This is a genomic window from Staphylococcus sp. GW823-FHT05F06, from assembly GCF_058795495.1.
On record NZ_JBXAHW010000005.1, the window covers coordinates 69,969 to 94,733 of the forward strand.

General features: G+C 33.4%; 24 protein-coding genes and 1 pseudogene. 21 read left to right on the top strand and 4 right to left on the bottom strand.

The window, feature by feature from the left end; all coding sequences use genetic code 11:
• Window positions 1-5: 5 nt before the first annotated feature.
• The 16 genes and pseudogenes from AC1Q7N_RS04875 (at window position 6) to AC1Q7N_RS04950 (ending at window position 16,563) form a co-directional block, all read left to right on the top strand.
• Window positions 6-1,862, top strand: a complete 1,857-nt coding sequence (locus tag AC1Q7N_RS04875) for an SGNH/GDSL hydrolase family protein (protein WP_064635294.1) — start codon at window positions 6-8, stop codon at window positions 1,860-1,862.
• 14 nt (window positions 1,863-1,876) lie between these two features.
• The gene (locus AC1Q7N_RS04880) at window positions 1,877-4,543 is read left to right on the top strand and encodes a peptidase G2 autoproteolytic cleavage domain-containing protein (RefSeq protein ID WP_002505166.1); all 2,667 of its coding nucleotides are present in this window, start codon (window positions 1,877-1,879) and stop codon (window positions 4,541-4,543) included.
• Window positions 4,543-6,075: a BppU family phage baseplate upper protein gene (locus tag AC1Q7N_RS04885; protein WP_016050384.1), complete on the top strand. Its 1,533-nt coding sequence runs from the start codon at window positions 4,543-4,545 to the stop codon at window positions 6,073-6,075. Before AC1Q7N_RS04880 ends, AC1Q7N_RS04885 begins: the two co-directional genes overlap by 1 nt.
• A 4-nt stretch (window positions 6,076-6,079) precedes the next feature.
• Window positions 6,080-6,418, top strand: a complete 339-nt coding sequence (locus AC1Q7N_RS04890; RefSeq protein WP_492712876.1) for a hypothetical protein — start codon at window positions 6,080-6,082, stop codon at window positions 6,416-6,418.
• Window position 6,419: 1 nt separating this feature from the next.
• Window positions 6,420-6,560, top strand: coding sequence for an XkdX family protein (locus AC1Q7N_RS04895; RefSeq protein WP_001830255.1), 141 nt, complete (start codon window positions 6,420-6,422; stop codon window positions 6,558-6,560).
• Window positions 6,561-6,596: 36 nt separating this feature from the next.
• A complete protein-coding gene (locus AC1Q7N_RS04900; protein ID WP_002504955.1) occupies window positions 6,597-6,896 on the top strand; it encodes a DUF2951 family protein in 300 nt (99 codons plus the stop codon).
• Window positions 6,897-7,034: 138 nt separating this feature from the next.
• Complete coding sequence (locus tag AC1Q7N_RS04905) at window positions 7,035-8,954, top strand: glucosaminidase domain-containing protein (protein WP_492712879.1); 1,920 nt, start codon at window positions 7,035-7,037, stop codon at window positions 8,952-8,954.
• A 52-nt stretch (window positions 8,955-9,006) separates the two neighbouring features.
• Window positions 9,007-10,365 carry a BppU family phage baseplate upper protein gene (locus AC1Q7N_RS04910; RefSeq protein ID WP_492712880.1) on the top strand — a complete coding sequence of 453 codons (1,359 nt, stop codon included), beginning with the start codon at window positions 9,007-9,009 and terminating at the stop codon, window positions 10,363-10,365.
• Between the two features lie 11 nt (window positions 10,366-10,376).
• Window positions 10,377-10,736, top strand: a complete 360-nt coding sequence (locus AC1Q7N_RS04915) for a hypothetical protein (RefSeq protein WP_145376332.1) — start codon at window positions 10,377-10,379, stop codon at window positions 10,734-10,736.
• Window positions 10,729-10,875: an XkdX family protein gene (locus AC1Q7N_RS04920; protein ID WP_002456419.1), complete on the top strand. Its 147-nt coding sequence runs from the start codon at window positions 10,729-10,731 to the stop codon at window positions 10,873-10,875. Before AC1Q7N_RS04915 ends, AC1Q7N_RS04920 begins: the two co-directional genes overlap by 8 nt.
• 60 nt (window positions 10,876-10,935) lie before the next feature.
• The gene (locus tag AC1Q7N_RS04925) at window positions 10,936-11,346 is read left to right on the top strand and encodes a phage holin (RefSeq protein WP_145376330.1); all 411 of its coding nucleotides are present in this window, start codon (window positions 10,936-10,938) and stop codon (window positions 11,344-11,346) included.
• The gene (locus AC1Q7N_RS04930) at window positions 11,321-12,784 is read left to right on the top strand and encodes an SH3 domain-containing protein (RefSeq protein ID WP_492712882.1); all 1,464 of its coding nucleotides are present in this window, start codon (window positions 11,321-11,323) and stop codon (window positions 12,782-12,784) included. Before AC1Q7N_RS04925 ends, AC1Q7N_RS04930 begins: the two co-directional genes overlap by 26 nt.
• Window positions 12,785-13,872: 1,088 nt before the next feature.
• Window positions 13,873-14,330 (top strand): annotated as a pseudogene (gene mobV / locus AC1Q7N_RS04935) (MobV family relaxase).
• Window positions 14,331-14,548: 218 nt separating this feature from the next.
• Complete coding sequence (locus tag AC1Q7N_RS04940; protein WP_002446125.1) at window positions 14,549-14,770, top strand: hypothetical protein; 222 nt, start codon at window positions 14,549-14,551, stop codon at window positions 14,768-14,770.
• 224 nt (window positions 14,771-14,994) lie between these two features.
• Window positions 14,995-15,942, top strand: coding sequence for a fatty acid desaturase family protein (locus tag AC1Q7N_RS04945; RefSeq protein WP_002458043.1), 948 nt, complete (start codon window positions 14,995-14,997; stop codon window positions 15,940-15,942).
• 3 nt (window positions 15,943-15,945) lie between these two features.
• Window positions 15,946-16,563, top strand: a complete 618-nt coding sequence (locus AC1Q7N_RS04950) for a LysE/ArgO family amino acid transporter (RefSeq protein ID WP_002458044.1) — start codon at window positions 15,946-15,948, stop codon at window positions 16,561-16,563.
• A 69-nt stretch (window positions 16,564-16,632) separates the two neighbouring features.
• Here AC1Q7N_RS04950 and AC1Q7N_RS04955 read toward each other — a convergent pair whose 3' ends face one another.
• The 3 genes from AC1Q7N_RS04955 to AC1Q7N_RS04965 form a co-directional block, all read right to left on the bottom strand.
• Window positions 16,633-16,791, bottom strand: coding sequence for a replication/maintenance protein RepL (locus tag AC1Q7N_RS04955; RefSeq protein ID WP_002446129.1), 159 nt, complete (start codon window positions 16,789-16,791; stop codon window positions 16,633-16,635).
• 432 nt (window positions 16,792-17,223) lie between these two features.
• Window positions 17,224-17,340 carry an SAR1012 family small protein gene (locus AC1Q7N_RS04960; RefSeq protein ID WP_350481929.1) on the bottom strand — a complete coding sequence of 39 codons (117 nt, stop codon included), beginning with the start codon at window positions 17,338-17,340 and terminating at the stop codon, window positions 17,224-17,226.
• A 102-nt stretch (window positions 17,341-17,442) separates the two neighbouring features.
• Window positions 17,443-17,658, bottom strand: coding sequence for a TM2 domain-containing protein (locus AC1Q7N_RS04965; protein ID WP_001831694.1), 216 nt, complete (start codon window positions 17,656-17,658; stop codon window positions 17,443-17,445).
• Between the two features lie 230 nt (window positions 17,659-17,888).
• Here AC1Q7N_RS04965 and AC1Q7N_RS04970 point away from each other — a divergent pair, with 230 nt between their 5' ends.
• Window positions 17,889-18,446, top strand: coding sequence for a GNAT family N-acetyltransferase (locus AC1Q7N_RS04970; RefSeq protein ID WP_032602651.1), 558 nt, complete (start codon window positions 17,889-17,891; stop codon window positions 18,444-18,446).
• Between the two features lie 353 nt (window positions 18,447-18,799).
• On the opposite strand, the gene AC1Q7N_RS04975 is transcribed toward AC1Q7N_RS04970, so the two are convergent.
• Window positions 18,800-19,738, bottom strand: coding sequence for a 1,4-dihydroxy-2-naphthoate polyprenyltransferase (locus tag AC1Q7N_RS04975; protein WP_002495595.1), 939 nt, complete (start codon window positions 19,736-19,738; stop codon window positions 18,800-18,802).
• Between the two features lie 178 nt (window positions 19,739-19,916).
• On the opposite strand from AC1Q7N_RS04975, the gene AC1Q7N_RS04980 reads away from it, so the two are divergent.
• Genes AC1Q7N_RS04980 through menB form a run of 4 tightly spaced genes read left to right on the top strand, consistent with a single transcriptional unit; the run spans window position 19,917 to window position 24,539 of the window.
• Entirely contained in the window at window positions 19,917-21,278 is a 1,362-nt protein-coding gene (locus tag AC1Q7N_RS04980) for an isochorismate synthase (RefSeq protein WP_002495594.1), read from the top strand.
• A complete protein-coding gene (gene menD, locus AC1Q7N_RS04985; protein ID WP_002458047.1) occupies window positions 21,265-22,938 on the top strand; it encodes a 2-succinyl-5-enolpyruvyl-6-hydroxy-3-cyclohexene-1-carboxylic-acid synthase in 1,674 nt (557 codons plus the stop codon). Before AC1Q7N_RS04980 ends, menD begins: the two co-directional genes overlap by 14 nt.
• Window positions 22,925-23,728: a 2-succinyl-6-hydroxy-2,4-cyclohexadiene-1-carboxylate synthase gene (menH, locus tag AC1Q7N_RS04990; RefSeq protein ID WP_002495593.1), complete on the top strand. Its 804-nt coding sequence runs from the start codon at window positions 22,925-22,927 to the stop codon at window positions 23,726-23,728. Before menD ends, menH begins: the two co-directional genes overlap by 14 nt.
• Window positions 23,721-24,539 carry a 1,4-dihydroxy-2-naphthoyl-CoA synthase gene (menB, locus tag AC1Q7N_RS04995; RefSeq protein ID WP_001831706.1) on the top strand — a complete coding sequence of 273 codons (819 nt, stop codon included), beginning with the start codon at window positions 23,721-23,723 and terminating at the stop codon, window positions 24,537-24,539. Before menH ends, menB begins: the two co-directional genes overlap by 8 nt.
• Window positions 24,540-24,765 lie beyond the last annotated feature (226 nt).

The following is a 24,765-nucleotide window of genomic DNA, read 5'->3' on the forward strand; positions in this document are numbered from 1 at the left end:
CTTAATTGCCAATATTATTAAAAACGTTACAGGGCATTGGGCAATCCCTACCTGTAGAAACAAAATTAAACGAGAAATTAAATGAAGATGGCTCCTTAGAAATAGAAATGGTAGAAAACAAAGCTACATTTGACGCTATAGGGGCTATTACTAAAATGTGGACGATTACAGGTGTTGGTGGTGCAGATGACCTTAATGAATACCGTATCGTTATGTTAGACAAAACAACTGTAGGTCAAAAGGAAAAGTTAACAATCAAAGCGCGTCCTGTTGAATTAGATGACCTAAACAATTTAAGGGTGTACGAAGTATATAATGGTAGTTTTACAGGAAAAAGCTACTTTGATTTAGTTTTTAAAGATACTGGATATAAGTACGAATTACACGCTAAGGTTTCATCTTCTAGGTTTGAAAATCTAGGTAACCACGACACTAATTTAGAATTATTCAAAAAAGGTTTGGAAAGATATAACTTAGAATATGAATATAACGCCAAAACAAAGACGTTTCATTTATATGATATTGTTCAAAGAAAAGCTAACTATTACATTAAAGCAGGTGTCAATGCTAATAATGTAAAAGTTCAAGAAGATGCTTCTAAATGTTACACATACATTAGAGGGTATGGTGGCTTTGATGAGCAACAAACTTTCAACGAAGCTAGCTTGCAATATGAGTATACACACCCCTTAGCTGACTTAATAGGCAAACGCCATGCACCACCTGTTATAGATGGACGCATAACTAAAGGGGATACACTGAAAAAAGCTATGGAGTTAGTTATACAAGAAAGTTTAAAAACATCTGTAACACTAGATTTCATTTCTTTGCAAAAACATTTTAAAGAAGCAGTACCTAGAGTTGGGGATATTGTGAATGTAATTGATGATTTAATAGGTTTAAATGAGTTTGTTAGAATTATCGAAATCACTACACAACGAGATATTAACAACAAGATTATAAAACAAGATGTAGTACTTGGGGAATTCAGATTACAAGATAGATATATGAAAGCAGTAAATACTGCTGCAAATTATGTTAAAGCTATTAAGTCTAACAAATCTGATCCAGCTAAAGACCTAAGGATGATTCAAGCTCAAAACAACGCAAATACTAAGACTGCACAAGATTTGCAGAAGAAAACCGATGAAATAAAAAGAAGATTAGAAAGCGCGCATGCTAAGAGTGTTACAACTGCAAACGGTACTATTGTTCACGACTTTACACCTAAGTCTAAGATTAGGAAAGTTAAAACAATAGGTACTATTGGAGATTCTGTAGCTAAAGGTACTGGCGCTAAAACTAACTTTACGCAAATGTTAGCTAAGAAGATAAAGGCTAAATCAACAAACTTAGCTGTTAGTGGTGCGACAATGAGCACAAGCAAAGATAATAGCATATATGAACAAGCGACTAAAATTAAAGGTGATTTAATCATTGTTCAAGGTACAGATGACGACTGGACAAACGATATTAAGATAGGCACTGATAAAACGGATACTAAAACGTTTTACGGTGCCTTTTATAGTGCTATCACTAAAATCAAGAGTAATAACCCTAACTCTAAAATAATTGTTATGACACCTACTAAACAATGTTATATAAAAGACGGCAAAACCGTAAGAAAAGACACTACTAAGAACGATTTAGGTCATACTTTAGCTGATTATGTAGATGTTCAAATAGACGCTTGTAACGAACTGGATATACCTGTGTATGACGCTTATCATTCAACACAATTCAAACCCAATATACCTTCGTACAGAAAATCGAGTATGCCTGACGGGGTACACCCTAATGAAAAAGGGCACGAGGTCATTATGTATGAATTGATTAAAAACTTTTATGGTTTTTATGGCTAAGGAGGTCAAAAAAATTGAAATTAGATAACTTAATTACGAAACTTCACTCGTACTTTAGTCAAAAGTTTGTAAGTCAACTTGAGAATAACTTCGAACAAATAAAATACTGGACTAATAAAAGTGATGATAGCTTTAACGAGCATTTAACCACTCAAAAAAATGCGCATACAACTGATCAAATCAAACACAAAACTACAAAAGGTAAAGATGTTGTATTATCTAATCATGAAAATTATCAAGATGAACTTATTGAACATCTTGTGTTAGGACATAATGGAGATGGAATACAAGAATTAAGAGCAAGTCACACATCAATGGACGCTCAAAGTTTCGATTCTTTACACCAACGTCTATATCACGACTTTTTAAGAGAAAGTAACGCTAGAGAAGAACTAAGAGCCGACTTAACCAAGAAAATACAACGTATTGTTAATGTTGATGATTTCGGAGGAGATCCAACAGGACAAAAAGACAGTACAAAGGCATTTCAAGACGCATTAGGTAACGGCAATGTACAGGTAACTATGAGTGGCGGTACTTACCTTACAACAGGTATTAAAATGCCTAACAACTCTCGTTTGGTAGGACAAGGTAAAGACATTACTACTATTAAGCTAATGGATAAAACACCAGCAGAGAACATAGGTATCACTAACTTAAAAATGAGTGGCGGAGCTGAAAACATTTCTTTAGAAAGTTTTTCGTTCAATGGGAATAAGTTTAGACAAAATAAAACACTTAAAGCTACCGGTGGCTCTCGTTCATCTAACATTAGATTTGCGGGTGTAACTAATGGATATATCTATAACGTTAAATCATATGACGCTTTACTACACTGTATCGATGTAACATATGCAAATGACAATTATTACTACGAAGGCGATGGAAACAGAGTGCCTTACGCATTAGAAAGTAAGCATATTCATATTGATAATTGTGAGGCATATGGTTGCGGAGATGATGGTATCACTACCCATCACTCTCGTTACATTACAATTTCTAATTGTTATGCACATACACCAACAGGTGGAAGTAATAACAATGGTATAGAAATTGACGATGGCTCACAATATGTGTTCTTATCAAACAACAGAACCAAAGGTAACTTCGGTGGTTTAGAAATCAAAGCACACAGTAACACAAGTGCTGCAAGTGGCGTATTCGTTAACGGTCACGTATCAATCGAAGATACAAGAGCTTACAACATTCGACACATCGGTCATCATAGAGCTAAAACGGACAATAAAAGTTTGACTGCTTATGACGTGGTGCTAAATAATTGCTTAGCTTTAAACCCTAAATACAATGGTGTGTATCCAGGCTCAACACCTAGAGCATTATTAATCAGTGCTTATAGAAATGTTTCTGTAAATAACTTTACAGCTATAGGTGATAGTGATTTCGGAAAATTAGAAGGTGGAAAACTAGATAAAAAACAACCAGCAATAGCCATCCAATTCATGTCCGAAAACATCTCGCTTAATAATATTAATGTGCGTAACTTTAAAAATGCAGAAGTAGATATTAGATTATTTGGCGGAGATAATAGACCGTCTAGAGTATCACTAAATAACATAAATATTTGGAATTCATCTAACAATATCGGTATCGGTGTTGGAAGTAAAATATACGACACTAAAATAACTAATTGTAACTTACACGGCAATGGTTCAGGTATAGGATTACGTTTGACAAATAACCACGCTATGATTAGCGGCGTCACAGCTGATAATTATTCAACTTCTGCATGGATAGCAGGAGAAAAGTACGACACACCACCTACAGTAGGAAAAGGCGGTGCTAGTATAGCGTCTACAGGAAGTGCTGGTGTAGCAAACGCTAGTGCAGTTATTGCATCTACAGGTGGTTCGAAAGCATACAGTAATCGTAGCTTTGTATTAGGTTCTGGTGCTAACTCCAAATCTTATGGTTCACGTAGCGGTATTATCAATTCACTTAATTCTGAAACTGATAAAAAAGGCCATACACAACTGATTATGAATAGTAATCGTGTTAAGTCACCTGGTAACTATCATGTTGTCGCTGGATATGGTTCTAGTGGTAATGCTTCTACATCTAACATTAAATTTGATTTAAGCACTTATTCAGGAAACTTAACTTTAGCCGGTCAACTTAAACAAGATAGTGCCGATATCGCAGAGTTATTTGAGTCACAAAATGGATTAGCAATCGATTTAGGAACTATCGTTACATTAGACGGCGATAAGATAAGAAAAGCGCAACCTAATGACACACCAATTGGCGTTATATCTGGAACTGCCGCGTTGGTAGCGAACGAAAAAACGTTCCACCACAAAGATAGATTTCTTAAAAACGAATATGGTGTGACTATCACGAATAGAAAACAAGTTGAATTTGTAGATGATGAGGGCAACGTTTCTTTCGAATGGCGTGACATACCAGTAGAAAACCCTGAATATAACGACAAAATCGATTATCAATCACGTTCAGAAAGACCTGAATGGAATGTAGTCGGATTATTAGGTCAAATCTACACAAACATTGAGAAAGACGTTATACCAGGCGACTATATCAACGGTAGAGCAGGTGTAGGATATAAAGATAATGTGAATGGTAAAGGCAGAGTCATGAAGATAACTTCTGAATACACTGAAGAACGTGGCTGTGCAATAGCATTAGTATTGTGGGGTGCTAAATAATGGAATTAGAAAAAGTAGGTAAACTTGATTTAAATGAAGAACCATATTTACAACCGATATCTAATAGAGGTATCGGTTTTTATAATCTCGATAAAAATACTGCTAAATTTCAATTTGTAGTACAAAAAGACAACAAACCTTTGTTAATCAGCGATAAGAACGTTAAAGGTTATGCTTTCTTTAAAGCTGCGAACGGAACAGAAGAAAAACGACCTAGTACATCGGGTGTATTAGACGTAGAGTTCATTGATCCAATGAAAGGATTAATAGGCATTACGGTACCTCAATGGTTTCTGAAAAATGTTGTCGATTCTGAAGTGTTGGGTGAAATTTACTTATCACTCAATGATGTGAATAACGTAGGGAAAGACGACACTGTTGTGTTAGGTACTTTTAAATTCACGGTACGCGACAGTCTTATCAATCAAATAGAAAGCGACATTAAAGTATCTTATATTCGCATGTTTGATGATTTGCGTTCGGAATTAGAAAAGAAAGTGCAACAACTTAAGCAAGATATAGGCGATACACAAACGTTGATTGAATCTATTAAGCAAACAGCTGAAGAATACCTCATTAAAATAAACAAGGCTCAAGCAGACGCTATTGTTTCAATTACAGACGCATTATTGTCGTCTAACCAAAGCATTGACTTAGAGAGAGAAGAAGCGTTAAGACAAATAGATGCTAAACGTGACGCTATCAAGACGGATTATGATTTAGCTTCAGATACATTCCAAAAAATTTATGATAGCAATGTGGACGCTTTTAATTCAAATGTTAATCAAGCTAACACAACAATTGATGAAAAGCTACAAACATTTAATGAAACCCTTGAAAGAGATGGCTTTACTACTCCTGAATATGTAGAAAGTAAGTTTACAGAAAAGGATTGGCAAAAATTTAAATTAACAAATGATGATGGTACTAATTTTTATGATGCTAACCTACAAATAGATTTCGATAATAACGAACAATTAATGTCTTTACCGATAGGAACTAGATATGTTGTTCTTACTTTGAACAACCCAACTGGAACAAATAATAATGGGTGGTTAACAAAGTATAAAAGAAATGGAGATGCAGTTCTAATACAATACCAACCTTACAATTCAACTGTAATCTACCAAAAAAGATTTTATAAGAGTTGGAGTGGTTGGGAACGTGTCGGTTCAGATGTTGTAGATACTGGTTGGATTGATTTACAACTAGTGAACAGTGCATCACCTCATAACGACTTAGTTACTAAGGGTGGCTTCACTAGTGCGTACAGAACAATTACACAAAATGGAGTTACTAAGAAAATGTTACGCATTAATGCTACAACGATTAAACATGGACAGACCATTGCACTTTTACCTAAAGAATTCGTCAAAAACTTAATGTTTTTCTCAATAAGTGCACCTAGAAACAAAAATAGTGGACGTATTTCGTTGAACACATCAGGAACAGTGAATTTTGACGCTACTGTAGATCCATCAGCGTGGACTGATACAGATTATATTTACGGTCAATATGAATGGACGGAGTGATGAAATGAAAGTAGTTTATTTATGGAAAAATGGACAAGCAATTATTGTTCACAAAAACGAAGAAGATGAATATGTTTATCCTGATGAAAAATGGACTGAGAACAAACCTCCTCAAGGTATTATCTTACCTTGCTATTATGACGGTAAACAATGGGTTGGACAAACCCAAGATGAGCTAGAAAAGATGTTGCCTGAAGTAGAAATTCCTGTTGATGACAAAGATATTGCTATAGCTAAATTAACGAGCTTAGTTGTCGATTTACAAGAAGAGGTTATGAGTTTGAAGCAGAACATCGCACTAATAACTGAAGAACGAGCAAATCAAAAATTGGGGGAAGGATAATATGGATAAAGTAGTAATCGATTTATATAAGAAAAAATTATACACTGACGAAACTTTCAAAAAGTTTGTTAGAGTTGGTTGGATTACTCCGGAGCAATTCAAAGAAACTACAGGTAAAGATTACGAACCGCAAGTTAAATAACTTGTGGTTTTTATTTTAAGTGAAGTAGGTGTTTGTATGACAGAAAGTAGCCAAAGAGGAGATTATGAACGACGTATAAAAAGGTTGGAAGATAACGACGAAAAAATCTTCGACTCTTTGGAAAAGATTAAAGATGGACAACACAGTCAAAATTTGATTAATCAAAAAATGAATTTTACTTTAGATTCGATAAATAGAGAAAGGGAGTTAGAAAAAGAAAACAAAAAAGAAAGTAAAGAAGATATCAAAAAGATTAAATTCTGGGTTTTAGGACTTGTCGGTACGATTATTTCAACCTTAATCATAACGACTGTCAAAATGATATTTGGTCTTTAAAGGAGGTGAGTTACCATGTTCGGATTATTTTTAGGCGCAAGTTTTTGGGAATGTTTCTGGTTTGGTAAATGTAAATAATTAAGAAACAAAGCCGGCTTTTTAGTCGGCTTTTTATTATCCCAGAAATGAGGTGGATATATGGGATTACCTAGTCCTAAAAGAAGAAAACCTACTGCTTCGGAAGTTGCAGCATGGGCAAAAAGAATGATAGGTCATAGAATAGACATCGACCGAGCAAATGGCCCGCAATGTTGGGATTTACCTAACTATATATTCCGTAAATATTGGGGATTTACAACGTGGGGCAATGCTGTACACATGGCATATTATAAGTACCCTAAAGGGTTTAAGTTTTACAGGAATACCAAGAATTTCGTTCCACTTCCAGGTGATATAGCTGTGTGGCATCCAGGAAACGGTATAGGATATGCAGGACATACAGCCATAGTTGTTGGACCATCAAATAAGAATTATTTCTATAGTTGTGACCAAAACTGGGTTCACTCAGAGAGACCGCCAAACTATGCTTGGGGAAGTCCTGGAGCTTTAGTAAAACATAGCTATACAAGTGTAACCGGCTTTGTGAGACCTCCATATTCAAAAGAAACTACAAAGCCTAAGGTACCTAGTAATGTTAAACCTAATGCTAAAGCAACGGTTAGCACTGCAACAACAACTACAGGCGAAGCTAAGAAACCATATTTTAAAGAAATAACTCGAGTTTCCTATACGTCATTCGCATATGATTTAGACGATGATTTGGAATATATTTATCATTATATGGTTGAAGGTCAAAAGTTGATAGGGAAAGTAAAAGGTATATATATCAAAGAGAGTACACATATGCGTTCTGTTGAAGAATTGTATTTACAACGTAATAAATACGTGAATGAAGATGAATACCCTCATGTATATATAGACCGTGAGCGTGTATGGACGCCTCGACCTGATTCTGAAGAAGCACCTGAACATCCAGGTTGGCTTGTTATGGAAGTTTGTGGAGGGCAAACAGAGAGTAAACGTCAATTCATGCTCAATCAAATCAGAGCTTTAATCTACGGCGTTTGGTTGCTAAGTTGGAGTAAGGTAAAACTTTCTGAATCGTCAATCAAAGCAGATCCTAACATATGGCGTTCTATGAAAGATTTAATCAATTACGACTTAATCAAAAATGGTATTCCTGATGAAAGTAAATATAAAGAAGTCGAGAAGAAAATTATCGGTTTATATTTGAAAAGAGATAAATTACTTACAGAAACAATTACTACAACAACTACAAAGACAACTATAAAGATTAAGCCTAAAACTTCGGTCGACAATCCTTCACAGAACGATAAGTCGACAGGCAAAACGACAAACAGAACTTCAAATAAACCTCGTGTAGTTGTAGAGAAAAGTAAATATACTTTCCAGCAAGCGCTTAATGCACAAATGGCTCATGGCAAGCCTCAAAAATCTTATAGTTGGGGTTGGGGTAATGCTTCTAGGTCACAAACAAGTAAGTATATGAATCCTAACACTATATGGAATAGTTCTGTACAAAGGTATCAAATGTTGGATTTAGGTAAGTATCAAGGTATACCAGTAAGTAAGTTGAATAAGATACTTAAAGATAAAGGTACATTATCTGGACAAGGTAAAGCTTTTGCAGACGGTTGTAAGAAGTACAATGTAAATGAAATTTACTTAATTGCTCACGCTTTCTTAGAAAGTGGATATGGTCGCAGTAACTATGCTAGTGGACGTTATGGTATTTACAATTACTTTGGTATTGCAGCATATGACAATAACCCTAATGCTTCTATAGCATACGCCAAACGACAAGGTTGGACGAGTCCACGTAACGGTATTATAGGTGGTGCTAAGTTCGTTAGGAAGCAATTCTTTAATCAAGGAAAGAACACTCTATACCGAATGCGTTGGAATCCTAAAAATCCAGGCTATATGCAGTACGCTACTGCTATTGAGTGGTGTAATTTCCAAGCAACAACAATAAATAGTTTATACAAAAAAGTAGGATTAAAAGGTATGTACTACATTCGCGATAAATATAGATAAAAGGCTACCCACTGTCAGTGAGTAGCCTTTAATAATTGAAAGAGGTGTGTATATGTTACAAAAACTTACAGATGTTGCTACTAATATAAATGTTAGTACAGCTGAGAACGGTTTTATTGGCGCTAATTTTTATACAGAAGATGACGGATCAGCTTATATAAGAATCACTATCAGAGATAACAACGAAGTGTTAGATTTTAACAAAACTGATATGACTCCTCGTTTAGATTTGTTTAGTTCAGATGGCTCTATATTCACCAATGAACCGTTAGAGGTTATCTTACCTGAATACGGCGTTATACAATATAAGGTTTCTGACAATGTCATTAAACATGCAGGGAAAGTAGACGCGAAATTATTCTTAGCTAATAAAAAAGACAGTGTGCACGTAGCTAACTTTTATTTCACTATTACAGACAGTGGAATGACCGGACCGATTGGCAAAGAAATACATGTAGATTCATTACAAGATTTAGTTAGAAATGTTATGAAAGAGAATGCTATAGGATTATTAGATGATAATTTTAAAGATAAGTTAGAAAATGATTTAAAGGTATATGTGAAAGAAAATTCAGATACATTTAAAGGGGAGCAAGGTATTCAAGGACCTCAAGGCGTTCAAGGAGAAACTGGGATACAAGGTCCTAAAGGTGACAAAGGTGATAAAGGAGCAGATGGAATAAATGGCGAAATGGGTCCAGTAGGTCCAATGGGTCCAAAAGGCGATACCGGAGATAAAGGGGAGCAAGGCAAACAAGGTCCACCGGGAAAAACACCAACTTTACCAGATTTTACAAATTGGCAGAAATATAAGTTTTCTTCGGACAACGGCGAAAGTGTTTCAGTAGATTTAAATAATGATGCAAATAATTTAGATAAATTGACACCAGGGTTTTACTATTTTTCGAACACGCCTGGTTTGCCATCTAATCAAAATGTTGCAGGTACTGCATTAGTAATAAAAAGAGATAAAAATTCAGTGAAACAAATTTTCTTCTTCCCTTACACAACAAACGCAATTTACATTAATAGTTATTATACGGAATGGAGTGGTTGGCAAATTGTAGGTAGCATCCAACAAAGTGATACTGGTTGGATTCCACTAGCAATTAAAAATGACTATGAAATAATCACTGACCTAAATTATGAACAGTCTTATCGTGTGATTGATTATGGTAATTTTAAAAAAGTATCTGTTCGCTTAGGTGTAATTGATAATTCGCCATCAACACAAAGCGTTGTTGCATCTATCCCTAAAGAACTCAACCCATACGATGTTTTTGGTTATGGAGTGTCAACTAATCAAGCGAATCCTGTAAGAGTAACAATAGTTGAGGGCGATATAATGTTACAATCTGATACTTTCTCCGATTCTATTAACACTTACTATCAAGGAGAATGGATAATATAGGAGTGAAAAAAATGTACAAACAAATTTTTAAAAAGACGAATGGTAAACCTGAATTAATTAAATCAATAGAAGACGAAGAAACTGGAAAAGAATACTTTGATTATAACGAATCAGAATATACAACAGAAATACCACCTTCGAATTTATACGAACCTATTTATTTTGAAAACGGTAAATGGAAAGGTGCTACTAGAGAAGAATATCTAAAAAGACAACCTAAAGTCGAAATTGAAGAAATACCCGACGAGAAAGATGCTTTAATAGCTGATTTAACATTACAATTAATAGAAACACAAGAAGAGTTAAACGATGTAAGAAAAGATATATCTGGTTTAACTATACAATTGTTAGGAGGAACTACTGATGCATGATATCGGAGTTAAATACTACAAAATGGGATATTACACAAACGAACAGTTTGCTTTATTTGTTAAAAGAGGATTTGTAACGCCTGAAGAATATTTAGAGTTAACTGGTGTTGAATACGATCCCGAAAAAGCACATGCGTAGAATTTATTAAGAGTCGACGTTTTATGTCGGCTCTTTAATTTATCTAAAGGAGATGTTTTTTTGAAAATTAACTGGATTAATCGTTTTAAAAACGGAACAACATTAACAGCTTTAGTTGGTGCAGTATTATTATTTGCTAAACAAGTAACCGAAGCATTTGGTATAGATATATCTAGTCAACTTGAAACAATCAGTAGTATTCTGGGAAGTATTATTACAATACTTGTAGCTTTAGGTATTGTTACAAACCCTAACACTAAAGGTGTTGCTGATGCTGGTATTGACCTAGAACTAAATAAACCGCGTAATCAAAAAACGCACCCTGTACAGTTTAAAAGTGAGTCAGGCGCAGTGAAACCTGAAGTTTTCGACACTAATGAACCGTTTACTGATGATTCTGATGAAGAAGAATTCGAATTTAATAATGATGGAGGAGGAGCTCCAGATGAAAACACAATCTCAAATCAATAAACGTTTAAGAGATTATAAAAACGGTGTAGTAGATAGTCCGTATCGAGTGAAAGTATGGACGAGTTATGACGCTTCTTTTGGTGCTATGGAACCAGGATGCATTGATAAAGATCGTGCTTATCACGCACAGTGTATGGACTTGGCGATAGATTATGTAATGTGGTTAACTGATAATCAAACAGAGATGTGGGGCGATGCTAAAAGCTCTATAAAAAACAAATTCCCTAAAGGGTGGAAGATTGTAGAAAACAAACCGTCAACGATACCCAAAAAAGGTTGGATAGCTGTATATACAGCTGGAACCTATTCACGTTATGGGCACATTGGTATAGTATATAATGGCGGTAATACGAATAGCTTCCAAATTTTAGAACAAAATTGGAATGGTTGGGCTAATAAAAAACCTAGCTTGCGATGGGATAACTACTATGGTTTAACACATTTTATAGTCCCTCCAATAGCAAAAGAAGTAGAAGCACCTAAAAAAGATGCAAAATCAGCTCCTAAACAGTCAGTTAAGGAAAATAGTAGCATCAAAGTCAACACTAATCATATAAAAGGTTGGACTATGACTAAGAGAGGTCGTAAACCTAAAGGTGTAGTCATTCATAATGATGCCGGCACAATGAATTCAAAACAATACTACAACAATCTAGTCAACGCTGATTACAATAGATTAGCAAGAGGCATAGCTCACGCATACGCTGATAGAAACGGTATTTGGGAATCTATATCAGAAGATAGAATTGCTTGGCATGTATCAGATGGTGTTCAACCAGGTTCAGGTAATTTTGAATTCTACGGAATTGAAGTTAATCAATCAATGTATGTAAGCGATAAAGATTTTCTTAAAAATGAACAAACAGCTCTTAAATTCGCAGCGCATAAACTTAAAAAGTGGGGGTTACCAGCTAACAGAAATACTGTTCGTTTACACAATGAATTTAGTTATACAGCTTGTCCTCATCGTTCAGCTAAATTGCATACTGGTATTGATCCAACAAAACAAGCATGGACTAAGGCAACACAACTTAAGTTAAAAGATTACTTCATTAAACAAATTAGGGCATATATGAAAGGCGATACACCTAAGGTTACTACAGTTAAAAATAAACCTGGTAGTGCTTCTACTCCTGCTAATAGACGAGATATGAATGGTTGGAAAATCAATAAGTATGGAACTTATTACAAATCAGAAGTAGCTCGCTTTACGCCAAACACGCCTATTAAAACTCATTATGTTGGACCGTTTAGAAGTTGCCCTGTGAGTGGCGTATTACAACCTGGACAAACGGTAAGATACGATACCGTATGTAAACAAGACGGTCACGTTTGGGTGAGTTACACAGCTTATAATGGTAAAGACGTTTGGTTAGCTGTGAGAACATGGAATAAAACAAATGATAGTTTAGGAAAATTGTGGGGTACAATCAATTAATCTGTTATAATGCAATTACCACGTCATTATACAAGGGTAGACGCTATGGCTACCCTTCTTATAAAATATAATTAATTATGTCTATAATATGAAGATGTTAGATTGATATTAAAAAAACATAGTTTAACACTACATTGGTTACACGGTCTGTGCTATAATTAAATTACATACAATTTAATCTTTTTTACTTCTTTATAATTTTCTCTACCACGTTCTTAATGGGCGTGGTTTTTTGTGTACACGTGTCAAATACGTGTCAAAATAGTTATACTCTTTTAGTTTTATTTAGAAAATAAATCTTTGAAAACACTGTATTTATGGCTATTTAGTTTTATTTAGAAATTTATTTTTATCCCTCCGTTTCCGTTATTTGTTTATACCTCGTTAAATCTCGTGAAACAAAACGTTGATTTGACGGGGTTTTGTTATATCTTGTTATCTATCGTTAAACCTCGTAAGTTAAACTAAACGTTCCTCTATATTGTTAAATTGATAAAAACGCCCCTCGCAATATTAAATTACGTTTCCGTTCATTAATAAAAATCAGTTTAATTCTGATTAACTAAATTACGCTAGAACGTTGATATATCAGCGTTCTTTTTTATTTTGTTGAAAATCTGTAAAAGTCTATTTTAAATATTTTGATTAATGCGTAGTCAATATTGATTAAATTAAAGACAAGTTGTCTGGTTCGTTGAGCACTTAAAAATATATTATACTATCGGGCATTGCAACTTCTTCACCTTTTAATACTTCTAATAAATGACTATAAACACGCCAAGTAATTTCAATATTTGCATGACCTAGTCTTTTCTGTAATGACGCTTATAATGGTTTAAATCCATTATAAGCGATATTTTTTGCTCTCGGCAGAGCACATGTATTAATGACTTATTGAAAATAAGTCTTGTCTGTTAGACTTTTAATTATAAAATACACGCAAAACCTTTATGTATAGGAGCGATTTTAATATGTCTTATTCGATTATCAAAGTAGAAAAATTTAATTATGAAAATGAAGATATAGACCATTCAAAAAAACATCTAAATTATGATTTGATAAATGACTAAAAACAAAATTTTAATGATTTGATTGATGAAAAAATTGAGCGGAACTATACAGGCAAAAGAAAAATTAGAAAAGACGCAGTAAAACATATAGACGGTATGATTACATCAGATAATAAATTTTTTAGTAATCAGACACTAGCAAATAAAAAATTTTTTGAACAGGCTAAAGAATTTTTAGAACAAGAATACGGGAAAGATAATTTGTTATACGCAAAGCTTCATATGGACAAACGCCTCACGTGCACTTTGAAATTGTACCAATTACAGAAGATGGACGATTAAGTGCTAAAGATGTTGTAGGTAATAAAAAAGCATTAGCAAGCTTTCAAGATAAATTTAATGAGTATGTAAATGAACGTGGTTATGAATTAGAAAGAGGAACTTCAATAGAATTAACAAATAGACAACACAATCAAGTTAATAGTTATAAACAAAAAACAGAATATCATAAGAAAGAATATGAACGTGAGGGATAAAATTTAGCCCATATAAAACAAAATAACGAAGAATTGATACAATAAGACTACTTAAAATCACTAGAAACGCTTAGAAAGTCTTTGAACGATCCATATGAGGTTGAAACAGAAAAAGTAGGCGGTTTGTTTGATAAAGAATTACAAGAGACTGCGAATGTTGTTATAAACAAAGATGAATTTAATCAGTTTCAAGAGTAATAAAAATAGCACAAAGAATTATGGAAGATTACGAATGTATAAAATCTGTAAGCGCCTTAGAAGATAAAGAGAAGGAAATACGAGAGAAAGATGATTTATTAAATAAAGCAGTTGAGTGTATTGAAAATATAGACGATAATTTCAACCGACTTTACGAAATGGCAAAGCCATTTAAAGAGAATGTAGAAATAGTGTTAAAGCTTTTAAAAATCTTACTAAAAGAGCTAGAAAGAGTTTTATGAAGAAACACATTTGAGGAAAGAGTTAATAAGTTAACAGAAGATGAACCAAAACTAAATGGGTTAGCAGGACACTTAGATAAACAAATGAACCCAGAATTCTATTCAGAGCTAGAACAAATACAAGAACAAAAGAATCAAAAACGGATAGAGGTATGCATTTATAACATGCACATATAGTTGTTTAAAATTCTGAATTTTGTTAATATTACGATAAATAAAAAGCAGTGTTTTCAAAAGAGATAAGGAAAGAGTTAAAACCTTTAATAAAAAAGAACAATTATAATAACGTGATTGCGTTATTATTTGATTGGTTTGTTATTTTTAGTAGTATTTTAATTTCTGTAACTTTTAATAACATTTTGATCTATCTTGTAGCTATTATATTAATTGGTAGTAGAATGAGAGCATTTGATAATTTAATGCATGAAGCTTGTCATCGATCTTTATTTACAAATAAGTTTTGGAATAAATGGATAGCTTGTTTATTCGTTGCATTTTCAGTATTTACTAGTTATACAGCATATTGTAATTCACATTTTCAACATCATAGAAATTTATGGGATGAAGAGAATGATCCTGACACTAAAAGATATAGATTGGTTGGTTTAGATAAGCCACAGAAGAGTACAAAAATGTTTGTAAAGAATCACATAGTAAAAGTTCTCTTGTTATTTCATGTACCTAAATACATAGTCGGTACTGTATCAGCTAACCTATATACTAAAGAGGTTCCAAAATCTGAAATTTGGGTTAAAAATATTTTCTGGATTGCTATTATTACTTCATCAGTTATTTTTAATTTTTGGCTGTATCTTATATTGTATTGGCTAATTCCAATTTTAACAACGTTTCAGATTATAAGATATTGGGCAGAAATGGCAGAACATTCAGGTTTAAATAATAAAAGTGAGTTAACTGCTAGTAGGAATACTTTTGGTATGCCATGGACTATTTTTATTTTTCACCCACATCATGATAATTATCATTTAGTTCATCATTTATTCCCAGCTATACCTCACTATAATTTAAAAAAGGCACATGAAATTTTGATGAAAGATACAGCATATCGAAATGCTCATCATTGTACTGGCTTTTTTAAAACTACATTGCCTGGCTTTTATAGTGTAGTTAAAGATATTTGTACACCGAACTATGAAAGGAAAGAGAGTTAGAATATGTTGCAACCTTTGATACATGGACTATTATTAGCTTTAGGTTTAATTTTACCTTTAGGGGCTCAAAATGTATTTGTATTTAATCAAGGAGCTAACCAAAAAAAAATTAGTAAAGCATTACCTGTAATTATAACAGCCGGACTGTGTGATACTTTTTTAATTGTAATAGCTATTTTAGGAGTATCTTTAATACTTATATCTATGCCAACTTTACAACTTTTTATTTACATCATCGGGTTTTTGTTTTTGATGTATATGGCATGGTCTTTATGGACAGAAAAGCCTTCAAATATCGAAGAAATAGAACCTATGCCAGCTAAAAAGCAGATTTTATTTGCTTTATCTGTTTCTTTATTAAATCCTCATGCAATAATGGATACTGTTGGTGTCATTGGAACGAGTGCTTCAGTTTATGATGGTTATGACAAAGTCGTTTTTTCATTGGCTACAATTTCTGTATCTTGGATTTGGTTTGTCTTTTTAGCTATTTTAGGAAGAATTACAGGAAAAATTGATAAAAGTGGTAAGTATATCGTTATTTTAAATAAAGTTTCAAGCGTTATTGTTATTATTGTAGGATTAATTATATTAAAAAATATTGTTGGAATTTTAAGTTAGAGCTAAGGCAAACTGATGGATGTACATAACACGTAAAGCACTGTTCAAAATAGGGCAGTGCTTTACGTGTTATAATGTATCTGTTTTATTTTTAAAACTATGATATTCAACTTTTGCGTGTTTTTCTTCATTTGCTCTGTCGAACTCCTCAAATTCTACAAGCAAATGTCTATGTTTATTATCATCACCACGTAAAAGTATTAACGATAATACTGAAAGTTTCTCCACACTGCAATATTTTCATCAAGATTTAAATCTTGATGAAAGTATTATGAGTAAAAGAAAATCTGTTTTAATAAATAAACTAGAAAAAATGGGGAGAGTAAGTTTTTTAAAAACTATCTAGTACTGTCGAAAACACTGAGAAAATCACAAAACTATATAACTATAAATCTCTTTTGGAAATAGACGGTCGTTTAGACCCAAAAAAGTAATTTTGATAATCCTAAACTAATATTGAATACTAAAGTTAATAATAAAAGTTTAAATCAATATTTAATATTTTAGTAAATTAAGAATGAAGAAAATAAGAGAAACGTACCAAAGATGTAGTTCGATAAGTTGAGCAATTGGCATGTGCATAACAATACAAAAAGAATATTTTTGGCAACGGACAATATAAAAAAACGGAATTGCTAATCAATTCCGTTTCTAATATTTCTATTTGTGACTGTTTTTATTTCTATCGTTAGAATTTTTGGAAATAAGGTTTCGTATCATTTTGACAATATAACCGGAAACTAAAATTCTAATCACTCTTTTAACAATATTCTGCATGTTAACTCCCCTTATATTTTGTTTGATATCTTATACCCAGTTTTTGTAGGAGCTAAAAGTAAAATTTGTTTTTTGGAAAATATGAAGAAATATTTTTAGATCTTATTTTTTATCAAAAGTTATGTAGCCGTATTCATCTGCTTTTTTAGTAAAAATAACAATGATAGCGTGAATGATTGCGACAACACTTGGAATGCCAGTCCAGAAAAAGACGAGATGTAGAATACCTTGTCCAACTTGGTCGGCATAAAATTTATGCACGCCCAGACCACCTAAAATCAATGCTACTATAATATAAATTGTTTTGTTAACTTTCATTATGTCTGCCTCCGTATGGTTAATTTAGTTTTTAGTCTTATCTTTATTTTTACAGATAATTATTTAGTTTATCAAAGTAAAAGTATTAAAGAAGATGTTATGATATAAAGTGAAGGTTTCAATTTATAGTGATTGTTTAATTTTAAGATGTCAACATCATGTCGTATTTATTTTTTTATTTAGAAATTGAGTATAAACTTAGTTATCAATATCTAAAAGGGGAGTCAAAAGTGATTAGAAAAGCGAAAACGAGTGATAATCGACAGATTGCAGAGTTATGTTATCTTATTTGGAGAGATATGGAATTAGATATTACCAAGGAAATAACTAAAGATCGTATTATTGAAGCGATAGAATTAAGTATTGTGAATGTAAGATATCGGTCGTTTTATGAGCATATTTGGGTATATGAGAAAGACGGGGTTGTTGCTGGATGTGTAATTGCATATCCTGGGAAAGAGGAAATGGATTATGAACAACAATGGCTTAAGTTACCACTTGAAGAAGATATTATTCAGTTAGGTACACCATTACCTGAAAAAGAATCATATGATGATGAAATATATATAGAAACAGTAGTAACGTCTCCAAAATATCGAGGACAAGGTATTGCAACACAACTTTTAAAGTATGTAATTTCCACTCATGCACATGAAAAATGGGGATTGAATTGTGATTATGATAATAATAAAGCACGCCATCTATATCACAAATTAGGGTTCAAAGAGGATGCGACAATTCATTTATATGGCCATCAATATTTTCATATGACATTGAATAATAAGTAACATCACATCATAATGAAAGGTGTGTGGTGTATATAAATGAGTACCCATCAATTTTGTTTACAGATTGAATTTTTATAAATGGTTTCAGTGGGTTATAAGTTATTAGCGCGTTGTCTAAACCTACTCCGAACCCCAACTTGCCTTGTCTGTAGAATTTCTGTTTGAAATTCTCTATGTTGGGGCCCCGAACCCCAACTTGCCTTGTCTGTAGAATTTCTGTTTGAAATTCTGGGTTTAGACAAATGTTGAAATAACTCGATATTAAGCGGGTTTTTAAATTAAATTGTTGTCTGTGTTTGCAATAAAAAAGCCTGGGGCATTGATTAATGTCCCAGACTCATTCGTGTGAAAGTTTAGATTGCACCTAAAAGTGCACTAATATAGATTCCTAATGCATACAATAAACCAAAGAATGTATTCGTTTTACCTGTCGCAGCCATCGCAGGCATCATTGTTTCAGGCGTATCATTTTTATTAAAACGTCTTACCGCTTTAATAGGCATTGGGAATGATAATAAGACTAACAAGTAAAATAAGGATCCCGTAGGTTTAAAAAAGGCTGTAATGATGACAATGATATATGCGACGGCATACATCATTGCCATAAAAATAACTGAAGCACGTTTACCTAAAAGTATAGGTAAAGTTTTTCTACCGCTAGCCTTGTCTTTAATACGGTCACGAATATTGTTACCCATATTGATTAAGCCAATTGTGATGACTATTGGAATACTTAACCAAACGGCATATCCTTGAACATTACCGGTTTGTATGAAAAATGAAAGTAGTATGATAATCATACCCATAAATAATCCTGAAAATAGTTCACCAAAAGGTGTCCATGAAATTGGAATAGGGCCACCGGTATATAGATAGCCAATTGCCATACAAACAATGCCTACTGGAATAATCCAGAATGAGCTTTGTATTGCTAAAAAGATACCTAAAAGTGCTGCAATGATGTAAAAAGCAATTGCTAAATTCATTACTTGTTTTGGACTCATACCATTACGTACAATAGCACCACCAATACCCACAGAGGTATGATCATCAAGACCTTTTTTAAAGTCATAGTATTCATTAAACATGTTTGTTGCAGCTTGAATTAACAAACATGCAACTAACATAGCTAAGAAAAGACTAAATTTTAGATGGTCTTCGCTACCGAGTAAATATATTTTAGCTGCTGCAGTACCAACGAGTACAGGGACAACAGCGGCTGTTAAAGTATGAGGTCTCATCAATTGCCAGTACTTCTTAACAGTGGAATATTGTTGATATTGATCTGACATGATATGCACAACCTCTTATTTATATAGTTTTATCATCAACATTTTAAATGAAACACCAGTAAAGGTCAATCAACGTGAAAAATTGCATGTTTTGTTTAAGCATTAATAACTACATAAAAGATTAAAAATGATACAATGTAATAATGAGTAAAATTCGGAGGAGAAAGAAGTGAAAAAAATGGATGTGAATATAGACGAACAGGCAATCCTCGATATGTTATATGAAAGTACAAAAGATTGGGTTTCAGTTGAAGTTGAATTAAATAAAACTATGAAACCTAGTGTGTTGTTTCATTTAACTGAAAAAGATGCTGGGGACCGTTTTTACATGCGCTTAAATGATAATTATTCTTCGTATTTTGGATATCATGCTATTCATAGGTTTAAAAACGACTTTGAGAATAAGCAATCCATTTTTAAGGACTGGGAAAAATTAAAAAATAATATTGAACTCATTCATCCACATAATAGATATCATCATCTTAGATTGTGTGGCGGTTTTCAATTTTCGAGTCACAAATCAGATGATGAATGGAGAGAATATGGTTTAAACCATTTTGTTTTACCTAAAGTATTAATTTCTAATGAAGGTACGCGTACTTATCTAACTTATACAACAGAGCGACAAGATTTCGATTTACAAGCTTTTAAAACTTTAGTGGCACATTTTGAACAAACAACCATGGATAATCCAGAGGAAACACTTGGAGATGTGACGCGTATGGAAGATATTTATAAGGATGATTGGCGTGAGCTTGTGAAAGAAGCGATTGATACGATTGACGACAATAAAAAAATCGTTCTCGCGCGTCGTCGTTTAGTTAAATTTGATAAAAAAATCAATATTCCATATGTTTTAAACCGAGCTCTTGAAAATGAAAAAAATAGTTATATATTTTTATTAGAAGCTAATCAGTCAATATTCTTTTCTCAAACGCCTGAGCAATTAATCAAAGTTGAAGATGGTGTTTTATCTACAAAAGCTGTAGCAGGTACCATTAAACGTACACATAATGAGCAAATAGATAATAAGAATATAGAAGCATTTCTTAAAGATAAGAAAAATTTAGGAGAACATCGTTTTGTTGTAGAGAGTATCTTAAATGATATTGAGCCTTTTGTACAGGATGTAGAGTACAATGAAACACCTAATATTTTAAAAAATGATCATATGTATCATTTATATACGGAAATCAAAGCTAATTTAAATGACGAATCATACATTGGTTTAATCGATCGTTTACATCCTACACCTGCGCTAGGTGGCTATCCTAAAGAAGAAGCACTTGATTTTATTGAGAATAAAGAGTTTGGTACTCGAGGTTTATATGGCGCACCGGTGGGCTATATTGATGTTTATGATGATTGTGAATTCATTGTTGCTATACGTTCTATGCTAATTAAAGAGCAACAAGCAACTTTATACGCTGGATGTGGCATTGTTAAAAATTCGAATCCTGATAGTGAAGTTGCTGAAACTGCAGTTAAATTCTCACCAATGATGAACGCCTTAGGAGTAGATAATAATGATGAATCATAGTGAAGCTTTAACTGAACAAGTATTTTCATTTGCTTCAGAGCTTTATGCTTATGGTGTAAGAGAAGTAGTAATTAGTCCAGGTTCACGTTCAACACCATTAGCACTTGCTTTCGAAGCACATCCAAGTATTAAAACGTGGATTCACCCTGATGAGCGAAGTGCTGCATTTTTTGCTTTAGGTCTTATTAAAGGTAGCGAAAAACCTGTAGCAATTCTTTGTACATCTGGAACAGCTGCTGCGAACTACACGCCCGCTATAGCTGAAAGTCAAATTAGTCGTTTGCCACTCGTTGTTTTAACGAGCGACAGACCGCATGAACTGCGCAGTGTGGGTGCACCTCAAGCAATTAATCAGGTAAATATGTTTAGTAATTATGTGAACTTTCAATTTGATTTGCCGATTGCTGATGGAAGTGAACATACAATTGATACAATTAATTATCAAATGCAAATTGCAAGTCAATATTTATATGGACCACACCGAGGACCGATTCATTTTAATTTACCATTTAGAGAACCACTAACACCAGATTTAGATCGTGTCGATTTATTAACATCTGTAACTAAAACGTTACCTCATTATCAGAAATCGATTTCGGTAGATGATATAAAAGACATATTACAAGAAAAAAATGGTCTTATCATTGTCGGAGATATGCAACACCAAGCCATTGATCAAATATTAACGTATTCAACTATATATGATCTGCCAATCTTAGCAGATCCCCTTAGTCAGCTTCGTAAGGAGAAACATCCTAATGTTATAACCACTTATGATTTATTGTATCGAGCTGGTTTAAATTTAGAAGTAGATTATGTCATACGTGTAGGTAAGCCAGTTATTTCTAAAAAATTAAATCAATGGTTGAAGAAAACCGATGCGTATCAAATTATTGTGCAGAATAATGATCAAATTGATGTATTTCCAACACCTCCTCATATATCTTATGAGATTTCAGCAAATGATTTTTTCCGTTCATTAATGGAAGAACCGCTTGTTGAACGAAAAAAATGGTTACAACAATGGCAATCACTTGAACAACAAGCACGCATTGAGATAAGTGATTACTTAAAGCATGCGACAGATGAAGCGGCATATGTGGGGAGTTTAATTCAAAAACTTACAAAAGAAGACACATTATTTGTCGGAAATAGTATGCCAATTAGAGATGTCGATAATTTACTGTTTGATAGTGAGGCATCTGTATACGCTAATCGGGGTGCCAATGGAATTGACGGAGTAGTTTCAACTGCGCTAGGTATGGCGGCACATAAGAATGTGACCTTGCTTATTGGTGATTTATCTTTTTATCATGACATGAACGGTTTATTAATGGCCAAATTAAATGAACTTCATATTAACATTGTATTAGTTAACAACGATGGGGGAGGTATCTTTTCATATTTACCTCAAAAACGTTCGGCTACAAAATATTTTGAGCGATTATTTGGAACACCAACAGGCTTAAACTTTGAATATACTGCACTGTTATATGATTTTACATTTAAGCGTTTTGATAATTTGACTGACTTTAAATATGCTGAATTATCCAAAATGGGTTCTCACATGTATGAAGTTATGACCAATAGAGACGAAAATTTGCATCAACATCAATATTTATATCAGAAATTGAGTGAGATTGTTAATGTTACATTATAATTTTTATGAATCTAAGAACCAAAGTAAGCAACTATTGGTGATGTTGCATGGTTTCATAAGTGATGCTACTACTTATCATTCACATTTAGAACGCCTTATAGAACATATGAATGTGCTAACAATTGACTTACCTGGCCATGGCTTAGATACCTCAAGTATGGATGATGTGTGGGATTTCCCGTTTATTACACGTCAACTTGATGAGGTTTTAATACAATATCAAACATATGATGTGTTTCTTCTAGGTTACTCTATGGGTGGCCGTGTAGCGCTTTATTATGCCATACATGGTAATGAAACGCTATCAGGGTTGCTCTTAGAGAGTACTTCAGCAGGTATTCAAGATGAGACGGATAAAGTGGAACGTGCCCAAGTGGATGCTGCACGTGCGAAAGTACTTGAAATTGCTGGTTTAGATATTTTTGTGAATGATTGGGAAAAGTTGCCACTTTTTCGTTCGCAGTATAATCTAGCTCCTGAGATACGTCAAAGTATTCGCAATAATCGCATGAATCAAGATGCTCATAGATTGGCCAAAGCACTTCGTGATTATGGTACAGGTCATATGCCTAATTTATGGCCACACCTATCTTCGATACGCATTCCTACTTTAATTTTAGTAGGAGAAAAAGATAAAAAGTTTGTTCAGATAGGACAACAATTAGAGAATCACTTACAAGATAGTCATAAAGTTCAAATTTCTAATGTCGGACATACAATTCATGTGGAAGATAGCACGGAATTTGATACAATAATATTAGGTTTTTTAAAGGAGGAGCAAAATGACTAGACAGTGGGAAACACTTAGAGAATATGATGAAATTAAATATGAATTTTTCGAAGGGATTGCCAAAGTAACGATTAATCGTCCAGAAGTAAGAAATGCATTTACTCCTAAAACAGTTGCTGAAATGATTGATGCATTTTCACGTGCGCGTGATGACCAAAATGTATCAGTAATTGTATTAACTGGTGAAGGGGACAAAGCATTTTGTTCAGGTGGAGATCAAAAAAAACGTGGACACGGTGGTTACGTAGGTGAAGATGATATTCCTCGTTTAAATGTATTAGATTTACAACGTTTAATTCGTGTGATTCCTAAACCAGTAATAGCAATGGTTAGAGGCTATGCAATTGGTGGAGGAAATGTACTTAATGTTGTTTGTGATTTAACAATCGCTGCAGACAATGCTATTTTTGGGCAAACTGGACCAAAAGTAGGCTCATTTGATGCTGGGTACGGTTCTGGCTACCTAGCTCGTATAGTTGGCCATAAAAAAGCAAGAGAAATCTGGTACTTATGCCGTCAATACAATGCACAGGAAGCTTTGGATATGGGATTAGTGAATACTGTAGTTCCATTAGAACAAGTTGAAGACGAAACAGTTAAATGGTGTAAAGACATCATGCAACATTCACCAACTGCTTTACGTTTCTTAAAAGCAGCAATGAATGCTGATACTGATGGTTTAGCTGGTTTACAACAAATGGCTGGAGATGCGACTTTACTTTACTATACTACTGATGAAGCGAAAGAAGGACGTGATGCGTTTAAAGAAAAACGTAATCCTGATTTTGACCAATTCCCTAAATTCCCATAAGCAATAGTTGAATAATAGACTGGTTTTGAAAATGCATATTATAATTACAATTCCAATCTAGTTAATGAATAGCAATTATTTAAAATCGCCTAAGATACGAATTGTGTCTTAGGCGATTTTATTATTTCATTGGAATTAATAAGTATAAGTAACTGTTAGCAACATTGGTAGATATAAGTAATCACCAATGTTAAAAATGAAAATGTACTATTTAAAGTGAATGCTC

What these genes read in the sequence shown, in the direction of transcription:
- AC1Q7N_RS04885 (WP_016050384.1), top strand. Translation starts at nt 4,543, where the DNA reads ATGGAATTAGAAAAAGTAGGTAAACTTGATTTAAATGAAGAACCATAT.
- AC1Q7N_RS04890 (WP_492712876.1), top strand. Translation starts at nt 6,080, where the DNA reads ATGAAAGTAGTTTATTTATGGAAAAATGGACAAGCAATTATTGTTCAC.
- AC1Q7N_RS04895 (WP_001830255.1), top strand. Translation starts at nt 6,420, where the DNA reads ATGGATAAAGTAGTAATCGATTTATATAAGAAAAAATTATACACTGAC.
- AC1Q7N_RS04900 (WP_002504955.1), top strand. Translation starts at nt 6,597, where the DNA reads ATGACAGAAAGTAGCCAAAGAGGAGATTATGAACGACGTATAAAAAGG.
- AC1Q7N_RS04905 (WP_492712879.1), top strand. Translation starts at nt 7,035, where the DNA reads ATGGGATTACCTAGTCCTAAAAGAAGAAAACCTACTGCTTCGGAAGTT.
- AC1Q7N_RS04910 (WP_492712880.1), top strand. Translation starts at nt 9,007, where the DNA reads ATGTTACAAAAACTTACAGATGTTGCTACTAATATAAATGTTAGTACA.
- AC1Q7N_RS04915 (WP_145376332.1), top strand. Translation starts at nt 10,377, where the DNA reads ATGTACAAACAAATTTTTAAAAAGACGAATGGTAAACCTGAATTAATT.
- AC1Q7N_RS04920 (WP_002456419.1), top strand. Translation starts at nt 10,729, where the DNA reads ATGCATGATATCGGAGTTAAATACTACAAAATGGGATATTACACAAAC.
- AC1Q7N_RS04930 (WP_492712882.1), top strand. Translation starts at nt 11,321, where the DNA reads ATGAAAACACAATCTCAAATCAATAAACGTTTAAGAGATTATAAAAAC.
- AC1Q7N_RS04940 (WP_002446125.1), top strand. Translation starts at nt 14,549, where the DNA reads ATGGAAGATTACGAATGTATAAAATCTGTAAGCGCCTTAGAAGATAAA.
- AC1Q7N_RS04950 (WP_002458044.1), top strand. Translation starts at nt 15,946, where the DNA reads ATGTTGCAACCTTTGATACATGGACTATTATTAGCTTTAGGTTTAATT.
- AC1Q7N_RS04960 (WP_350481929.1), bottom strand. Translation starts at nt 17,340, where the DNA reads ATGCAGAATATTGTTAAAAGAGTGATTAGAATTTTAGTTTCCGGTTAT.
- AC1Q7N_RS04965 (WP_001831694.1), bottom strand. Translation starts at nt 17,658, where the DNA reads ATGAAAGTTAACAAAACAATTTATATTATAGTAGCATTGATTTTAGGT.
- AC1Q7N_RS04975 (WP_002495595.1), bottom strand. Translation starts at nt 19,738, where the DNA reads ATGTCAGATCAATATCAACAATATTCCACTGTTAAGAAGTACTGGCAA.
- AC1Q7N_RS04980 (WP_002495594.1), top strand. Translation starts at nt 19,917, where the DNA reads ATGGATGTGAATATAGACGAACAGGCAATCCTCGATATGTTATATGAA.
- menD (WP_002458047.1), top strand. Translation starts at nt 21,265, where the DNA reads ATGATGAATCATAGTGAAGCTTTAACTGAACAAGTATTTTCATTTGCT.
- menH (WP_002495593.1), top strand. Translation starts at nt 22,925, where the DNA reads ATGTTACATTATAATTTTTATGAATCTAAGAACCAAAGTAAGCAACTA.
- menB (WP_001831706.1), top strand. Translation starts at nt 23,721, where the DNA reads ATGACTAGACAGTGGGAAACACTTAGAGAATATGATGAAATTAAATAT.